Below are 14,033 nucleotides of genomic sequence, written 5' to 3' on the forward strand. Positions count from 1 at the left end.
CAGCAGGGAGCCCCCGCCCGCCCGAAGGCGAACGGGGGCTCCCGGTGCAGCGGAGGTCAGCAGCCGATCAGCCGCGCCGCCAGGTACGACTTCACCTGGTCCAGCGAGACCCGCTCCTGCGACATGGTGTCGCGGTCGCGGACGGTCACCGCGTTGTCCTCCAGGGTGTCGAAGTCGACGGTCACGCAGAACGGCGTGCCGATCTCGTCCTGGCGGCGGTAGCGCTTGCCGATCGCGCCGGCGTCGTCGAACTCGACGTTCCACGCGGTGCGCAGGTCGGCGGCGAGGCCGCGGGCCTTCGGCGAGAGGTCGGTGTTGCGCGACAGCGGCAGCACGGCGACCTTGACCGGGGCGAGGCGCGGGTCGAGCCGCATGCCGACGCGCTTCTCCATGACGCCCTTGGCGTTGGGCGCCTCGTCCTCGAAGTAGGCGTCGATCAGGAAGGCCAGCATGGCGCGGTTGAGGCCCGCTGCCGGCTCGATGACGAACGGGAAGTACCGCTCGCCGGACTCCTGGTCGAAGTACTTGAGGTCCTGGCCGGAGGCCTCGCTGTGCACCCGGAGGTCGTAGTCGGTGCGGTTGGCGACGCCCTCCAGCTCGGAGAACTCCTGGCCACCGAAGTTGAAGCGGTACTCGATGTCCACGGTGCGCTTGGCGTAGTGGGAGAGCTTCTCCTTCGGGTGCTCGAAGAAGCGCATGTTCTCGGTCCGCAGGCCGAGGTCGACGTACCAGTCCCAGCGGTGCTGGAGCCAGTACTCGTGCCACTCCTCGTCCTCGCCCGGCTTGACGAAGAACTCCATCTCCATCTGCTCGAACTCGCGGGTGCGGAAGATGAAGTTGCCGGGGGTGATCTCGTTGCGGAAGCTCTTGCCGGTCTGGGCGATGCCGAACGGCGGCTTCTTGCGCGACGTGGTCTGGACGGCCCGGAAGTTGGTGAAGATGCCCTGCGCGGTCTCCGGGCGCAGGTACGCCAGGCCACCGGCCTCCTCGGTGACACCGAGGTGGGTCTTCAGCATGCCCGAGAACTCCCTGGGCTCGGTGAAGGAGCCCTTGGTGCCGCAGTCGGGGCAGTTGATGTCCTTGAGGCCGTTCGCCGGCGGGTAGCCGTGCTTGGCCTCGTACTTCTCCTCCAGGTGGTCGGCCCGGTGGCGCTTGTGGCAGGAGAGGCACTCCGTCAGCGGGTCGTTGAAGGTCGCGACGTGGCCGGAGGCCTCCCAGACCTCGCGGGCCAGGATCACCGACGAGTCGAGGCCGACGACGTCCTCACGGGCCTGGACCATCGCGCGCCACCACTGGCGCTTGATGTTCTCCTTCAGCTCGACGCCCAGCGGCCCGTAGTCCCAGGCGGCACGCGTGCCGCCGTAGATCTCGCTGCAGGGGTAGACGAAGCCACGGCGCTTGCTCAGGCTGACGATCGTGTCGATCTTGTCGGCGGCCACAGTGCTCTCTTCAGTACGACGGCGCGGTCAGGGCACGGCTGGTTGCGCGTACCCGAATACCTCAGGTTACCGGCCAGGTGGGTACGAGGTTCAAATCGGTATCGTCCACCCCCTCCCCCTCGTCGCGATGTCCGGTGCGCCCCCACTCATCGCCATCCCCTGTTCACCCGTCCGAGTGATTTGACAATCATTTCCATCTAACCTGAGAATGGTTGTCATGATGATCCGACGACCTGCCCGTACCGTCATAGCCCTGACCGCCACCGCCGTCTCCGCCTCCCTCCTCCTCACCGCCTGCGGCGGGGACAGCAGCGCCCAGGGCAGCAACGGCAAGCTGGACGTCGTCGCGTCGTTCTATCCGATGGAGTTCCTCGCCGCGCAGATCGGCGGCGAGCACGTGAAGATCACCGACCTCACCGCGGCCGGCGTCGAACCGCACGACCTGGAGCTCACCGCCAAGCAGGTCGCGAGCGTCCACAAGGCCGGCGCCGTCGTCTACCTCAAGGGCCTCCAGCCCACCGTCGACAAGGCGGTCGCCGACTCCGGCACCAAGCACGTGATCGACGCCACCGCCGCCAGCCCGCTGGTCGACCACCACCTCGACGAGGGCCACGCCGAGGGCGACGGGCACGACCACGACAAGGCCGCCGGCGACCCGCACCTCTGGCTCGACCCGACCCGCTACGCGGCCGTCGCCAGGAGCGTCGGCGCCGGGTTCGCCGCGGCCGATCCGGCCCACGCCGACGACTACCGGAAGAACACCGACGACCTGGTCGGCAGGCTGACCGCCCTGGACGAGGAGTTCAAGGCCGGCCTGAAGGACGCCGGGACGCGGACCTTCGTCACCAGCCACGCCGCCTTCGGCTACCTCGCCGAGCACTACGGCCTCACCCAGGTCGCCATCAACGGCGTCGACCCGGAGTCCGAGCCCACCCCGGCCCGCCTCGCCGACGTCCAGAAGGCCGCCAAGGAGAACGGCGTCACCACGATCTTCTTCGAGACGCTGGTCAGCCCGAAGCTCGCCGAGACCGTCGCCAAGGACCTCGGCCTCAAGACCGCCGTCCTGGACCCCCTGGAGGGCGTCAAGGACCCGGCGAAGAACGACTACCTGACGGTGATGCGGCAGAACCTCGCCAACCTCCGGGCCGCGCTCGGCGCGCCCGCCACCGCACCCGGCAGCCCGGCGGCCGACCCGGGCACCGCGGGCAGCGCGCCCGCCGCCGCGCCCGCCACCACCCCCGCGACCACCAGCTGACGGGACGACAGCAGCTCATGACGCACCCGACACCCCCGGCCGTCCGCCTCCGCAACGCCGTCGCCTCGCGCGGCGGCCGGCCGGTGCTGCGCGGCGTCGACCTCACCGTGAGCCCCGGCGAGGTCGTCGCCCTGCTCGGCGCCAACGGCTCCGGCAAGTCCACCACCGTCAAGGCCGTGATCGGCGCCGTCCCGCTGGAGCAGGGCGCCCTGGAGGTGTTCGGCACGCCGCTCGCCGCGTTCCGTGCCTGGCACCGGATCGGGTACGTCCCGCAGCGCACCACCGCCGCCTCCGGCGTCCCGGCCACCGTCCGCGAGGTGGTCTCCACCGGGCGGCTGCCGCAGCACGGGCTGCTGCCGTTCCGCCGCAAGGACCGCGCCGCGGTGGACGGCGCGCTGGCCGCCGTCGGCATGCTGGACCGGGCCGGGGACGGCGTCGCCGACCTCTCCGGCGGCCAGCAGCAGCGGGTGCTGATCGCCCGCGCCCTGGTCGGCTCGCCGGACCTGCTGATCATGGACGAGCCGATGGCCGGCGTGGACGCCGCCAGCCAGCAGGTGCTCGCCGACACCCTGCGCACCGAGGTCGCCCGCGGCGCCGCCGTCCTGCTGGTGCTGCACGAGCTCGGCCCGCTGGAGCCGCTGATCGACCGGGCGGTGGTGCTGCGCGACGGCTGCGTCGCCCACGACGGGCCGCCCGTCCCCAACACCGGCCTGCACGCGCTGCCCGGCCACGACCACGTCCACCCCCACGCGGACCACCACCAGACCCAGGGGCTGCTGGCATGACCGAGATGCTCAGTTACGACTTCATGCAGCGCGCCCTGCTCGCCGCCGTCCTGGTCGGCATCACCGCACCCGCCGTCGGCATCTACCTGGTGCAGCGGCGTCAGGCGCTGATGGGCGACGGGATGGGCCACGTCGCGATGACCGGCGTCGGCCTCGGCTTCATCTTCCAGACCAGCCCGGTCTGGATGGCCGTGCTGGTCTGCGTGCTCGGCGCCGTCACCATGGAGCTGGTCCGCTCGCGCGGCAACCAGCGCGGCGACATCGCGCTCGCGATGCTCTTCTACGGCGGCATGGCCTGCGGCAAGCTGCTGGTCTCGATGTCCGCCCAGGCCGGGGCGGGCTCGCTGGAGTCCTACCTGTGGGGCTCCATCCTGACCGTCGCCCCCGCCGACCTCGCCACCATCGCGGTCCTCGGCGCCGTGGTGATCGGCGTCACCGTCGGCCTGCGCCGCCAGCTCTTCGCGATCTGCCAGGACGAGGACTTCGCCCGGGTCACCGGCCTGCCGGTGCGCACCCTGAACCTGCTGCTCGCCGTGATGGCCGCCGTCACCGTCACCGTCGCCATGCGGGTGGTCGGCCTGCTGCTGGTCAGCGCGCTGATGGTGGTCCCCGTGGTGGCCGCCCAGCAGCTCACCCGCTCCTTCGCCGCCACCCAGGCCGCCTCGATCGGGCTCGGCGTGGTGGTCGCGCTGGCCGGCGTCACCGGCTCCTACCAGCTCGACGTCCCCTCCGGCCCCGCCATCGTGCTGCTCGCCATCGCGGTGTTCGCCGTCTTCAGCCTGATCGCCACTCCGCTGGCACGCCGCCGGCACCGGGCGGCGGCCGACTCCGGACCCCAGGTCTGCGACGTACAACTGCCCGGACCGGGCCCGTCCGACGCGACCACTCCGGAGCGGAGGGCGGGGCTGGCACAATGAGGTGCGAGATGCCCACACCCCCAGGAGGACCCACGGTGACCACCGCAGGCCCGTCGCCGCGCGCCCGCTCGACCCGGCAGCGTGCCGCCGTCTCGGCGGCCCTGGACGAGATCGAGGACTTCCGCAGCGCGCAGGAGCTCCACGACATGCTCAAGCACCGGGGTGACTCGGTGGGCCTGACCACGGTCTACCGCACCCTGCAGTCCCTCGCCGACGCGGGTGAGGTGGACGTGCTGCGCACCGCCGACGGCGAGGCGGTCTACCGCCGTTGCAGCAGCGGGCACCACCACCACCTGGTCTGCCGGCACTGCGGCGCCACGGTCGAGGTCGAGGGGCCGGCCGTCGAACGCTGGGCCAACTCGGTCGCCGCCGAGCACGGCTTCAGCGACATCGCGCACACCCTGGAGATCTTCGGTACCTGCCAGGAGTGCGCCAAGAAGGCCTGACGCCCGGTACCGGGCGCGGCAGAACGCGGAAGAGGTGGAGGGCCCGCGGGCCCTCCACCTCTTCCCGTGCTTCTCCGCGTCTCCGCGCGGCCGGTACCGGGCGCGCGTCAGCGCTGGGCCGGCAGCTCCGCCACGCCCGGCTGGGCCACCTCGTTGGGGATCGCCCCGCCGAAGCGGCGGTCGCGCATCGCGTACTGCTCGCAGGCCCGCCAGAGGTCCCGCCGGTCGAAGTCGGGCCAGAGCACGTCCTGGAACACGAACTCGGCGTACGCGGACTGCCAGAGCAGGAAGTTGGACGTCCGCTGCTCGCCGCTCGGGCGCAGGAAGAGGTCCACGTCCGGCATGTCCGGGTGGTACAGGTACTTGGCGATGGTCTTCTCGTTGACCTTCCGCGGGTCCAGCTTGCCGGCCGCGACGTCGGCCGCGATGGCCGCCGTGGCGTCCGTGATCTCGGCCCGGCCGCCGTAGTTGACGCACATGTACAGGGTGACGGCGTCGTTGCCCTTGGTCTGCTCCTCGGCGACCTGAAGCTCCTGGACGACGCTCTTCCACAGCTTCGGCATCCGGCCGGCCCAGCGGATCCGCACGCCCATCGCGTCCATCTCGTCGCGGCGGCGGCGGATGACGTCCCGGTTGAAGTTCATCAGGAACTTCACCTCGTCGGGCGAGCGCTTCCAGTTCTCGGTGGAGAAGGCGTACAGCGAGATGTTCTTCACGCCCAGCTCGATCGCGCCGCGCAGGACGTCCAGCACGACGCTCTCGCCGACCTTGTGGCCCTCGGTGCGCGGCAGGCCGCGCTCCTTCGCCCAGCGTCCGTTGCCGTCCATCACGATCGCGACGTGCTCGGGCACGAGCTCGCCGGGGATCTTCGGGGGACGGGCGCCGCTGGGGTGCGGGGCCGGGGGGGCGTACGCCCGCTGCTTGCCGCCGCCGAAGAGCCGTCGCGCTGCCATGTGCTCACTTCTCCACGTATCTCATCGAGCGGATGCCCCGCTCCAGGTGCCACTGCAGATAGGCCGCGACCAGGCCGCTGCCCTCCCGCCAGTACCTCGGCGCGCAGTCGTCGGCCGTCTGCCAGTCCCCTGACAGGAGCGCGCCGAGCAGTACCAGTGTCTCAGGGGAGGGTACGGCACATCCGGGCACTCGGCAGTCCCCGCAGAGCACGCCGCCCGCCTGGAGCGAGAAGAACCGGTTGGGGCCCTCCAGGCCGCACTTGGCGCAGTCGGTGAAGCTCGCGCCGTACCCGTTCACGGCCAGCGACCGGAGCAGGAAGGCGTCCAGCACCAGGTGCGATTCGTGCACCCCGGCGGCCAGCGTGCGCAGTCCGCCGACCAGCAGCAGGTACTGCTGGACGGCCGGCTCGCCCTCGTTCTCGGCGAACCGTTCCGCCGTCTCCAGCATGGCCGTCCCGGCGGTGTAGCGGCCGTAGTCGGCGACGATCGGACCGCCGTACGGGGCGATCGTCTCCACCTGGGTGCAGAGCGGCAGCCCGCGGCCGATCAGGTCGCTCCCCCGGCTGAAGAACTGCACGTCCACGTGCGAGAACGGCTCCAGCCGGGCGCCGAACTTGGACTTGGTCTTGCGCACCCCGCGCGCCACCGCGCGCACCTTGCCGTGCTGGCGGGTGAGCAGGGTGATGATCCGGTCGGCCTCGCCGAGCTTCTGGGCCCGGAGCACCACGCCGTCGTCCCGGAACAGACTCATGCCTGGGCCTCGCGGCCGCCGTCGAACAGTGTGGACATCCCCCCATTGTCGCGCAGGACCGGGGGCAGCCGTGTGGCCCGCACCGGGGCCCGTGGGGGTGTGCCCGGTCGGTGCGGGTCACGGCGGGCCCGGGAGGGGGGTCGGGCCCGTTTTGTGGGGGTCTGCGGGGGCTGGTGGAGCACCGCCGACGGCCGGCCTCCGGAGCCGGTCCGGCCGGAAGGATCCGGCGGGTGTGCGCTTGCGCGGTGGGGCGCGGGTCCCGGTGCCGGGCGCCGGTGCGGGGTACGGGGTGCAGGGCGCGAGGTACGGGGCGCGGGTCCTAGTGCGGGGTGCGGGTCGCCGCCTCCAGCAGCACACCGACCCGGGCCTGCGGCAGGTCCAGGCACCGCCCGACGGCGGCCAGCGCCTCGCGCTCCTGCGGCAGGTAGCGTCCGTCCGCCAGGGCGATCGCCGCCCCCTGGAGCAGCAGCAGCTCCCGGCCCTGGTGGGCGAGGTGCGGGGCGAGCGGTTCGAGCACCGCGTGCAGTTCGACCGCCAGGGCGTCGGCCCCGCCGAGGCCCCGGCCGGCCGGGTCCCCCAGGTCGTGGGCCTCGTGGAGCTCGCCGCCGAGGCCGGAGAGCGCGGCCAGCGCGGCCAGCACCTGGGCCTCGCCGCAGTCCTCGAAGCCGGCCTCCCGGACGGCCGCGCAGGCGGCCTCGCGGGCCGCCCGGTGAGCGGTGCCGCCGGCGGCCAGCAGGGTCAGGGCCACGGTGTACCGGGCGTCGCGGAGCATCCCGCCGAGGCGGACACAGGTCGGTTGTTCCAAGCTCTCCACGCCGTACCGGCCGTGGCAGGTGGTGCACTGCACACTGCCGAGGACGGGGCCGACCGGCAGCACCGGGGCCCCGAACAGCCGCAGCCACCGCCGGCCGTGCTGCCGGCGGTAGTTGCGGTCCCCGCCGCAGCCCGGGCAGAAGAACTCGCCGAGAACGTCGGTCCGCCATTTCGGGCGGACACCCCACAACCCTGTCACGGCGCCACTCCCCAGACATGGCAGGCGGCCTGCACAACAATGGGCAGGTCACGCGACCGGACACCGAGGCCGTCCCACCGACCCGGTTTTCCGGTGCGTCGATGTTGCCACGGTTACCGGCACGTGTCAGTACCTCGAACGGCTTCCGACCCGAAAAAATGTGGCGCAGGCCACAGTCGCCCCCGGGGCCGGGGGGAACGCCGACGGGCCGCCCCGGAGGACGGCCCGCCGATCACCACTCGTACGAACTACCCGCGCTGCGCGCGGTTGACGGCACTGGCCATCGCCTTCAGCGAGGCCAGCACGGTGTTGGCGTCGATGCCCACGCCCCACAGCACCTTGCCGTCCACGGCGCACTCGACGTACGCAGCGGCCTGGGCGTCGCCGCCCTCGCTCAGTGCGTGCTCGGCGTAGTCCAGCACCCGGACGTCCACGCCGATCTGCGCCAGCGCGTCGGCGAACGCGGAGACCGGGCCGTTGCCGGTACCGGTCAGGGTGACCGGCTTGCCGTCCAGCACGGCGCCGGCGATCAGCGCGTCCCGGCCGTCCTCGGTGGTCAGGGTGCGCGAACCGCTCAGCGAGATCCGGCCCCACGGGTTGCCGGTGGTCGGCAGGTACTCGTCCTCGAAGACCCGCCAGATCTCGGCCGGCGTGACCTCGCCGCCCTCGGCGTCGGTCTTGGCCTGGATGATCCGGGAGAACTCGATCTGCATCCGGCGCGGCAGGTCCAGCTTGTGGTCGTTCTTCAGGACGTACGCGACACCGCCCTTGCCCGACTGGCTGTTGACCCGGATGACGGCCTCGTAGGTGCGGCCCACGTCCTTCGGGTCGATCGGCAGGTAGGGCACGCCCCAGGTGTGCTCCTCCACCGGGATGCCGGCCGCCTTCGCGTCGGCCTCCAGGGCGTCGAAGCCCTTCTTGATCGCGTCCTGGTGCGAACCGGAGAAGGAGGTGTACACCAGGTCACCGGCGTACGGGTGGCGCGGGTGCACCTCCATCTGGTTGCAGTACTCGGCGGTGCGGCGGACCTCGTCGATGTCCGAGAAGTCGATCTCCGGGTCGACGCCCTGCGAGAACAGGTTCATGCCCAGGGTGACCAGGTCCACGTTGCCGGTCCGCTCGCCCTGCCCGAACAGGCAGCCCTCGATCCGGTCGGCGCCGGCCATGTAGGCCAGCTCGGCCGAGGCGACGGCGGTGCCGCGGTCGTTGTGCGGGTGGACGGACAGGCAGACGAACTCGCGGCGGGACAGGTTGCGCGACATCCACTCGAACTGGTCGGCCTGGACGTTCGGGGTGGCCCGCTCGATGGTGGCCGGCAGGTTCAGGATGATCTCGCGGCCCTCGCCGGGCTGCCAGACGTCCATCACCGCCTCGCAGACCTCCAGCGCGAAGTCCAGCTCGGTGTCGACGAAGATCTCCGGCGAGTACTGGTAGCCGAAGACGGTGTCGTCGCCCAGCAGCTTCTCCGCGTACTCCATCACCAGCCGGGTGCCGTCGGTGGCGATCGCCCTGGTGGCGGCCATGTCGTTGCGGAACACCACCCGGCGGAACAGCGGGGCCGTCGCGTTGTACAGGTGGACGGTCGCGCGCGGGGCACCGACCAGCGACTCCACGGTCTTCTCGATCAGCTCCTCGCGGGCCTGCGTCAGCACCGAGATGGTGACGTCCTCCGGGATCGCCCCCTCCTCGATCAGCGAGCGTACGAAGGCGTGGTCGGTGGCGCCCGAGGAGGGGAAGCCCACCTCGATCTCCTTGTAGCCCATGGCCACCAGCAGGTCGAACATCTTCCGCTTGCGGGCCGGGGACATCGGGTCGATCAGCGCCTGGTTGCCGTCCCGCAGGTCGGTGGAGAGCCAGCGCGGCGCCTTGGTGATCACCTTCGACGGCCAGGTGCGGTCCGCCAGGTCGACGACACCGAACGGCAGGTAGCGGCCGTGCCGCATGCCCGCGGGCTGCTGGCGCACGCTCGCGGCGGTGATCGGGGTCGGACGGTCGACGAAGGCAGGGGCGGCGGGGATGGACGCGGCGGAGCTCTGCTCGGTCATGGAGGTGACTCTCGGCTTCCTGTTGTGGAGGTGCGAGGCGCGCCGGGGTGAGGTGGACACCCGGCTGGCCGGCCTGCTGCCGCTCACGACCCCTGTCGGGTCGCCCGATTCCTACGCGCGCAGCACAGTCCCCGCGGCGAGGGAGCCGGCCCTTGGTGGACTACAGGCCCTCGACGCGGCAGCTAAGAAGAAGCAGCCCCATGCGCATGATGTGTTCCAGCGTAACCCAGGGCCACGCGCCCCCGAAGTGAGCCGGGCTGACATTCCACCCCTTGAGACGACACCGGTTCTGTCCATGCCAGTGACAAGCGGTCACGAAGGCCTCACCCTTGGCCACATGACTGCCGTCGCGCCGCTCTGCACGATCGTCCCGCCGTACGTCCTGGACCGCCTCGCCGAGGACGGTCACGAGCCCGCCAGCCGCACTCTCGCCCTGGACGCCGTGCACCGTACGGCCCGTCTCACCGCCGACCCCGCCCCGCCCGCCGCCGCGACCCTGAACCGGGTGGTCGCGGACGCCGGCCACGCCGAGCAGCTGCCCGGCCGCACCGTCCGCACGGAGGGCGCCGGTCCCGTGGCCGACGGCTCCGTGAACCACGCCTACGACGGCCTCGGCGCCACCTTCGCCCTCTTCGCCGACGCCTACGGGCGCCGCTCGATCGACGACCGGGGCCTGCGCCTGGACGCCAGCGTCCACTACGGCCGCGACTACGACAACGCGTTCTGGGACGGCCGGCAGATGGTCTTCGGGGACGGCGACGGCGTGGTGTTCGGCGACTTCACCGCCTGCATCGACGTGATCGGCCACGAACTCACCCACGGCGTCACCCAGTTCACCGCCGGGCTGGAGTACCGCGGCCAGTCCGGCGCGCTCAACGAATCCGTCTCCGACGTGTTCGGCTCCCTGGTCAAGCAGTACGCGCTGCACCAGGACGCCGCCGACGCGGACTGGCTGATCGGCGCCGGGCTGCTGGCCCCCGGCGTGCAGGGGGTGGCGCTGCGCTCGATGAAGGCGCCGGGCACCGCGTACGACGACCCGCGGCTCGGCAAGGACCCGCAACCGGCCCACCTGCGCGACTACGTGCGCACTGCCCAGGACAACGGCGGGGTGCACATCAACTCCGGCATCCCCAACCACGCCTTCTACCTGCTCGCCACCGCCCTCGGCGGCCCGGCCTGGGAGCGGGCCGGGCGGATCTGGTACGACGCGCTGACCGGCCGCCGGCTGGCCGCGACCGCCGGGTTCGCCGCCTTCGCCCGCGCCACCGTCGCGGCGGCCCGGGCCCGCTACGCCGAACCCTCGGTGGCCGACACCGTGACGGCGGCCTGGGCGACCGTCGGCGTCAGCACCGCCTGAGCGTTCAGGCGGGGTTGAGGCGGGCTTAAGGCCCCCGAAGGTCAAGATCCGGAAAAAGCCCGGCAAACAACCATCCCTGCGTAGCACCATGGACACCATGCGTATCCAGGTGACCCGGACCGGCGGCCTCGCGGGACACGTCCGCCATGCGGAGCTCGACACCACCGAGCGGAGGGACGCTCCGCACGTGCACGCACTCGCCCGCGAAGCCGTCGCGGGCGGGCTGCGCGCCCCCTCCTACGGAGTGCCGGACGGCTTCCACTACGAGATCACCGTCGACGGCCGGACGGTGCACTGTGCCGACCCCAAGCTCACCGACTCGCAGCGGGAGCTGGTCTCGCTGGTCCTGCGCGAGGGCGCCTGAGCGCCCGCGCCGGCCGGGCCGGAGCCCGCCCGACGATCCGTCACGACCCGGACGGGGGACACACCCCCGGCCGGGCCGCACCATGCGCCGAGCTCTCCGGACCGGCCGGCCTCTCCGAACCGTCCGGTCCGGTCAGAAGCCGAGCTTGCGCAGCTGCTTCGGGTCCCGCTGCCAGTCCTTGGCCACCTTGACGTGCAGGTCCAGGTAGACCGGCATGCCGAGCAGCGCCTCGATGTGCTTGCGGGCGGTGGTGCCGACGTGCTTGAGCCGGGAGCCCTTCGCGCCGATCACGATCGCCTTCTGGCTCTGCCGCTCGATGTAGACGTTCGCGTGGATGTCCAGCAGCGGGCGGTCGGCCGGGCGGCCCTCGCGCGGGATCATCTCCTCGACCACCACGGCCAGGGAGTGCGGCAGCTCGTCCCGGACGCCCTCCAGGGCCGCCTCGCGGATCAGCTCGGCGACCATGATCACCTCGGGCTCGTCGGTGAGGTCGCCGTCCGGGTAGAGCGGCATGCCCTCCGGGAGCAGCTTGGTGAGCAGGTCGGCGACCAGCTCGACCTGCTTGTCGCCGACCGCCGAGACCGGGATGATCTCGGCCCACTCGATGCCCAGCTCCGCGCCGAGCTGGTGGACGGCGATCAGCTGCTCGGCCAGCCGCTTGGAGTCGACCAGGTCGGTCTTGGTGACGATGGCGACCTTGGGGGTCTTCTTGATCTCGGAGAGTTCCTTGGCGATGAACTTGTCGCCGGGGCCGAGCTTCTGGTCGGCGGGCAGGCAGAAGCCGATCACGTCGACCTCGGCCCAGGTGGAGCGGACCAGGTCGTTGAGGCGCTCGCCGAGCAGGGTGCGCGGCTTGTGCAGGCCGGGGGTGTCGACCAGGACGAGCTGGGCGTCCGGGCGGTGCACGATGCCGCGGACGGTGTGCCGGGTGGTCTGCGGACGGTCGGAGGTGATCGCGACCTTCGTCCCCACCAGGGCGTTGGTCAGGGTCGACTTGCCCGCGTTGGGCCGGCCGACGAAGCACGCGAAGCCGGAGCGGTACGGGGAGGAAGGGGCACTCATGCGCTCCATTCTCCCTGATCACCGGGACCGCGGCGGACGCGCCCGCCCGGACCGCCTCCGGTCAGCCCTTCCCGCCGCCGCCGAGCGAGGACAAACCCATGATCAGCACCATGAGGAGGAAGGCCACCGAGCCCCAGAGCCAGAACGGCGAGCCGGTCTCCTGCCACTTGCCCATGCCCATCACGCCCAGCAGCAGCCCCGCGAAGAACGCGAACGGCCCCATCTCCCCAGCCCCCTCACCGCACCGATCCCCGGTGAGATTATCTGCCAGGCCGAGACGGGCGGGCGCCCGGGGCGCAGGCCCCGGGCGCCCCGCGGGGCGGTCCGGCTCAGCGGGCCTCGGCCGCCACCTTCAGCACCCCGTCCGGACCGGCCAGCAGCACCGGAGTGCCGGCCCCGCCGAGGTCCCGGACCGCCGCGAGGTCGGCCTCGGCCGGCTCCCCCGCCTCGCTCACCACGGCCGCCGCCTCCAGCGACTTCGCGCCGCTGGCCACCGCCATCGCCACCGCCGTCTGCAGTGCACTGAGCCGCAGTGACTCCAGCGCCACCGTCCCGGCCACGTAGGTGCGCCCGGTCTCGTCACGCACCGCGGCCCCCTCCGGGACGCCGTTGCGGGCACGGGCGGAGCGGGCCAGGGTGATGATCTTCTTGTCTTCGGGGTCGAGCTCGACGATGTCACTCATGGCGCCGAGCATAGGCCGCCGCCCGCCGGCGCCGGCGGGCGGCGGGTGCGCGACAGGCGGGCGACGGACAGGCGACGGGCGGGCGGGCGACGGGCAGGCGGGCTCAGTGGCCGATCGGGTTCGGCGGACCGGGCCGCATCACCTTGACGAAGGTCTTGGGGCCGTTCGGCAGCGGTTCCTCCCGCGCACTGCGGTCACGCCAGTACGGGTTGTCGTGCGGCAGGTGGCTGCTGACCCGGCCGTACATCCCGAAGGTGACCAGGACGATCCCGAAGATGAACGCGAACAGCACGTTGGCCATCCGGAAGTTCAGGATGTTGGCGTCCGGCCGGCCGAGCACCGTGAGGCCGTAGAAGCCGGAGAGCACGAACAGCACCCCGGCCGCCATGTTCACGTTGGCGGCGACGTTCCCGCCGATCACGGCGGCGACGACCAGCACCGCGCCCACCACGATGGAGAGGATGCTCAGCGCGCCGTTGGTGGAGAGCCCGGCGACATCACTGCCGCTGGTGGAGAGGAAGCCCGAGTGGTCGGCCAGCCCCAGGCAGCCGAACACGATCAGGAAGACCCCTCCGAGCCCCGCTCCGATCCGCCAGACCGTGACGAGCTTGTGGTCGACGGGCAGTTCGTCTTGCAGCTTCATGGTGGCCTCCGCAGGAGGACGTCGGCGACCCGCGGGCGCGCCTTACCGGGCCGGGCCCGGCACCGCGCGCCCGCGGCCTAGCTGTAGGGATGACTTCCCTGCATGTGCGGCACCTCGTGCATGTAGAGCGAGCCGCACTGCTGGCAGCACCGGAGCCCGGTCCCCCATTCCTGCTCCGGCCTGGTGTCGGCGTCGGCCGGGATGGTCCGGCCGCAGAGCGCCATGGCGGGATCGCCGTCCCGCACCACGTGCCAGACCTTGACCCCGCCCGCGACCCCCTGCGAGCCGTACTCCGCGCGAAGTTGGTGAGTCATACCTTCA

At 71.9% G+C, this 14,033-nt stretch carries 16 protein-coding genes; 6 read left to right on the forward strand and 10 right to left on the reverse strand.

Annotated elements, in window-relative coordinates; all coding sequences use genetic code 11:
- Positions 1–56 precede the first annotated feature (56 nt).
- Positions 57–1,439 carry a glycine--tRNA ligase gene (locus OH807_RS14290; RefSeq protein WP_406198388.1) on the reverse strand — a complete coding sequence of 461 codons (1,383 nt, stop codon included), beginning with the start codon at positions 1,437–1,439 and terminating at the stop codon, positions 57–59.
- A gap of 217 nt (positions 1,440–1,656) precedes the next feature.
- Here OH807_RS14290 and OH807_RS14295 point away from each other — a divergent pair, with 217 nt between their 5' ends.
- The 4 genes from OH807_RS14295 to OH807_RS14310 are packed head-to-tail and all read left to right on the forward strand — an operon-like array spanning position 1,657 to position 4,842.
- Positions 1,657–2,694: a metal ABC transporter substrate-binding protein gene (locus tag OH807_RS14295; RefSeq protein WP_406198391.1), complete on the forward strand. Its 1,038-nt coding sequence runs from the start codon at positions 1,657–1,659 to the stop codon at positions 2,692–2,694.
- 17 nt (positions 2,695–2,711) lie between these two features.
- Positions 2,712–3,479 (forward strand): metal ABC transporter ATP-binding protein, encoded by a 768-nt coding sequence (locus tag OH807_RS14300; RefSeq protein WP_406198394.1) that lies wholly within the window; start codon positions 2,712–2,714, stop codon positions 3,477–3,479.
- Complete coding sequence (locus OH807_RS14305; RefSeq protein WP_406198396.1) at positions 3,476–4,396, forward strand: metal ABC transporter permease; 921 nt, start codon at positions 3,476–3,478, stop codon at positions 4,394–4,396. The genes OH807_RS14300 and OH807_RS14305 overlap by 4 nt, the downstream gene beginning before the upstream one ends.
- Before the next feature lie 35 nt (positions 4,397–4,431).
- Positions 4,432–4,842, forward strand: coding sequence for a Fur family transcriptional regulator (locus tag OH807_RS14310; RefSeq protein ID WP_406198398.1), 411 nt, complete (start codon positions 4,432–4,434; stop codon positions 4,840–4,842).
- Positions 4,843–4,949: 107 nt separating this feature from the next.
- On the opposite strand, the gene OH807_RS14315 is transcribed toward OH807_RS14310, so the two are convergent.
- The 4 genes from OH807_RS14315 to leuA form a co-directional block, all read right to left on the reverse strand.
- Positions 4,950–5,795: an isoprenyl transferase gene (locus OH807_RS14315; protein WP_406198401.1), complete on the reverse strand. Its 846-nt coding sequence runs from the start codon at positions 5,793–5,795 to the stop codon at positions 4,950–4,952.
- A 4-nt stretch (positions 5,796–5,799) separates the two neighbouring features.
- Complete coding sequence (recO, locus tag OH807_RS14320) at positions 5,800–6,546, reverse strand: DNA repair protein RecO (protein WP_406198404.1); 747 nt, start codon at positions 6,544–6,546, stop codon at positions 5,800–5,802.
- A gap of 319 nt (positions 6,547–6,865) precedes the next feature.
- Positions 6,866–7,558: a TerB family tellurite resistance protein gene (locus OH807_RS14325; protein ID WP_406198407.1), complete on the reverse strand. Its 693-nt coding sequence runs from the start codon at positions 7,556–7,558 to the stop codon at positions 6,866–6,868.
- 248 nt (positions 7,559–7,806) lie between these two features.
- Positions 7,807–9,603 (reverse strand): 2-isopropylmalate synthase, encoded by a 1,797-nt coding sequence (gene leuA / locus OH807_RS14330; RefSeq protein WP_406198409.1) that lies wholly within the window; start codon positions 9,601–9,603, stop codon positions 7,807–7,809.
- Between the two features lie 337 nt (positions 9,604–9,940).
- Here leuA and OH807_RS14335 point away from each other — a divergent pair, with 337 nt between their 5' ends.
- Positions 9,941–10,960, forward strand: coding sequence for a M4 family metallopeptidase (locus tag OH807_RS14335; protein WP_406198411.1), 1,020 nt, complete (start codon positions 9,941–9,943; stop codon positions 10,958–10,960).
- Between the two features lie 97 nt (positions 10,961–11,057).
- A complete protein-coding gene (locus OH807_RS14340) occupies positions 11,058–11,324 on the forward strand; it encodes a protealysin inhibitor emfourin (RefSeq protein WP_406198412.1) in 267 nt (88 codons plus the stop codon).
- A gap of 132 nt (positions 11,325–11,456) precedes the next feature.
- Here the strand turns inward: OH807_RS14340 and era are convergent, their stop codons facing one another.
- From era to OH807_RS14365, 5 genes are all read right to left on the reverse strand, one after another.
- Positions 11,457–12,386: a GTPase Era gene (gene era, locus OH807_RS14345; RefSeq protein WP_406198414.1), complete on the reverse strand. Its 930-nt coding sequence runs from the start codon at positions 12,384–12,386 to the stop codon at positions 11,457–11,459.
- 61 nt (positions 12,387–12,447) lie between these two features.
- Complete coding sequence (locus OH807_RS14350; protein WP_406198416.1) at positions 12,448–12,609, reverse strand: hypothetical protein; 162 nt, start codon at positions 12,607–12,609, stop codon at positions 12,448–12,450.
- 106 nt (positions 12,610–12,715) lie between these two features.
- Positions 12,716–13,069, reverse strand: coding sequence for a cytidine deaminase (locus OH807_RS14355; RefSeq protein ID WP_148645216.1), 354 nt, complete (start codon positions 13,067–13,069; stop codon positions 12,716–12,718).
- Between the two features lie 103 nt (positions 13,070–13,172).
- Positions 13,173–13,712 (reverse strand): DUF4383 domain-containing protein, encoded by a 540-nt coding sequence (locus tag OH807_RS14360; protein WP_406198418.1) that lies wholly within the window; start codon positions 13,710–13,712, stop codon positions 13,173–13,175.
- Between the two features lie 77 nt (positions 13,713–13,789).
- Positions 13,790–14,026: a hypothetical protein gene (locus tag OH807_RS14365; protein ID WP_406198420.1), complete on the reverse strand. Its 237-nt coding sequence runs from the start codon at positions 14,024–14,026 to the stop codon at positions 13,790–13,792.
- Between the last annotated feature and the right edge of the window lie 7 nt (positions 14,027–14,033).

This window comes from Kitasatospora sp. NBC_01560 (assembly GCF_045208415.1).
In the GTDB taxonomy this organism is placed as follows: domain Bacteria; phylum Actinomycetota; class Actinomycetes; order Streptomycetales; family Streptomycetaceae; genus Kitasatospora.

Coding starts and splice junctions, on each gene's coding strand:
- OH807_RS14365 (WP_406198420.1), bottom strand. CDS start 14,026: ATGACTCACCAACTTCGCGCGGAGTACGGCTCGCAGGGGGTCGCGGGC.
- leuA (WP_406198409.1), bottom strand. CDS start 9,603: ATGACCGAGCAGAGCTCCGCCGCGTCCATCCCCGCCGCCCCTGCCTTC.
- OH807_RS14350 (WP_406198416.1), bottom strand. CDS start 12,609: ATGGGGCCGTTCGCGTTCTTCGCGGGGCTGCTGCTGGGCGTGATGGGC.
- OH807_RS14340 (WP_406198412.1), top strand. CDS start 11,058: ATGCGTATCCAGGTGACCCGGACCGGCGGCCTCGCGGGACACGTCCGC.
- OH807_RS14295 (WP_406198391.1), top strand. CDS start 1,657: ATGATGATCCGACGACCTGCCCGTACCGTCATAGCCCTGACCGCCACC.
- OH807_RS14315 (WP_406198401.1), bottom strand. CDS start 5,795: ATGGCAGCGCGACGGCTCTTCGGCGGCGGCAAGCAGCGGGCGTACGCC.
- OH807_RS14360 (WP_406198418.1), bottom strand. CDS start 13,712: ATGAAGCTGCAAGACGAACTGCCCGTCGACCACAAGCTCGTCACGGTC.
- OH807_RS14300 (WP_406198394.1), top strand. CDS start 2,712: ATGACGCACCCGACACCCCCGGCCGTCCGCCTCCGCAACGCCGTCGCC.
- recO (WP_406198404.1), bottom strand. CDS start 6,546: ATGAGTCTGTTCCGGGACGACGGCGTGGTGCTCCGGGCCCAGAAGCTC.
- OH807_RS14305 (WP_406198396.1), top strand. CDS start 3,476: ATGACCGAGATGCTCAGTTACGACTTCATGCAGCGCGCCCTGCTCGCC.
- era (WP_406198414.1), bottom strand. CDS start 12,386: ATGAGTGCCCCTTCCTCCCCGTACCGCTCCGGCTTCGCGTGCTTCGTC.
- OH807_RS14335 (WP_406198411.1), top strand. CDS start 9,941: ATGACTGCCGTCGCGCCGCTCTGCACGATCGTCCCGCCGTACGTCCTG.
- OH807_RS14355 (WP_148645216.1), bottom strand. CDS start 13,069: ATGAGTGACATCGTCGAGCTCGACCCCGAAGACAAGAAGATCATCACC.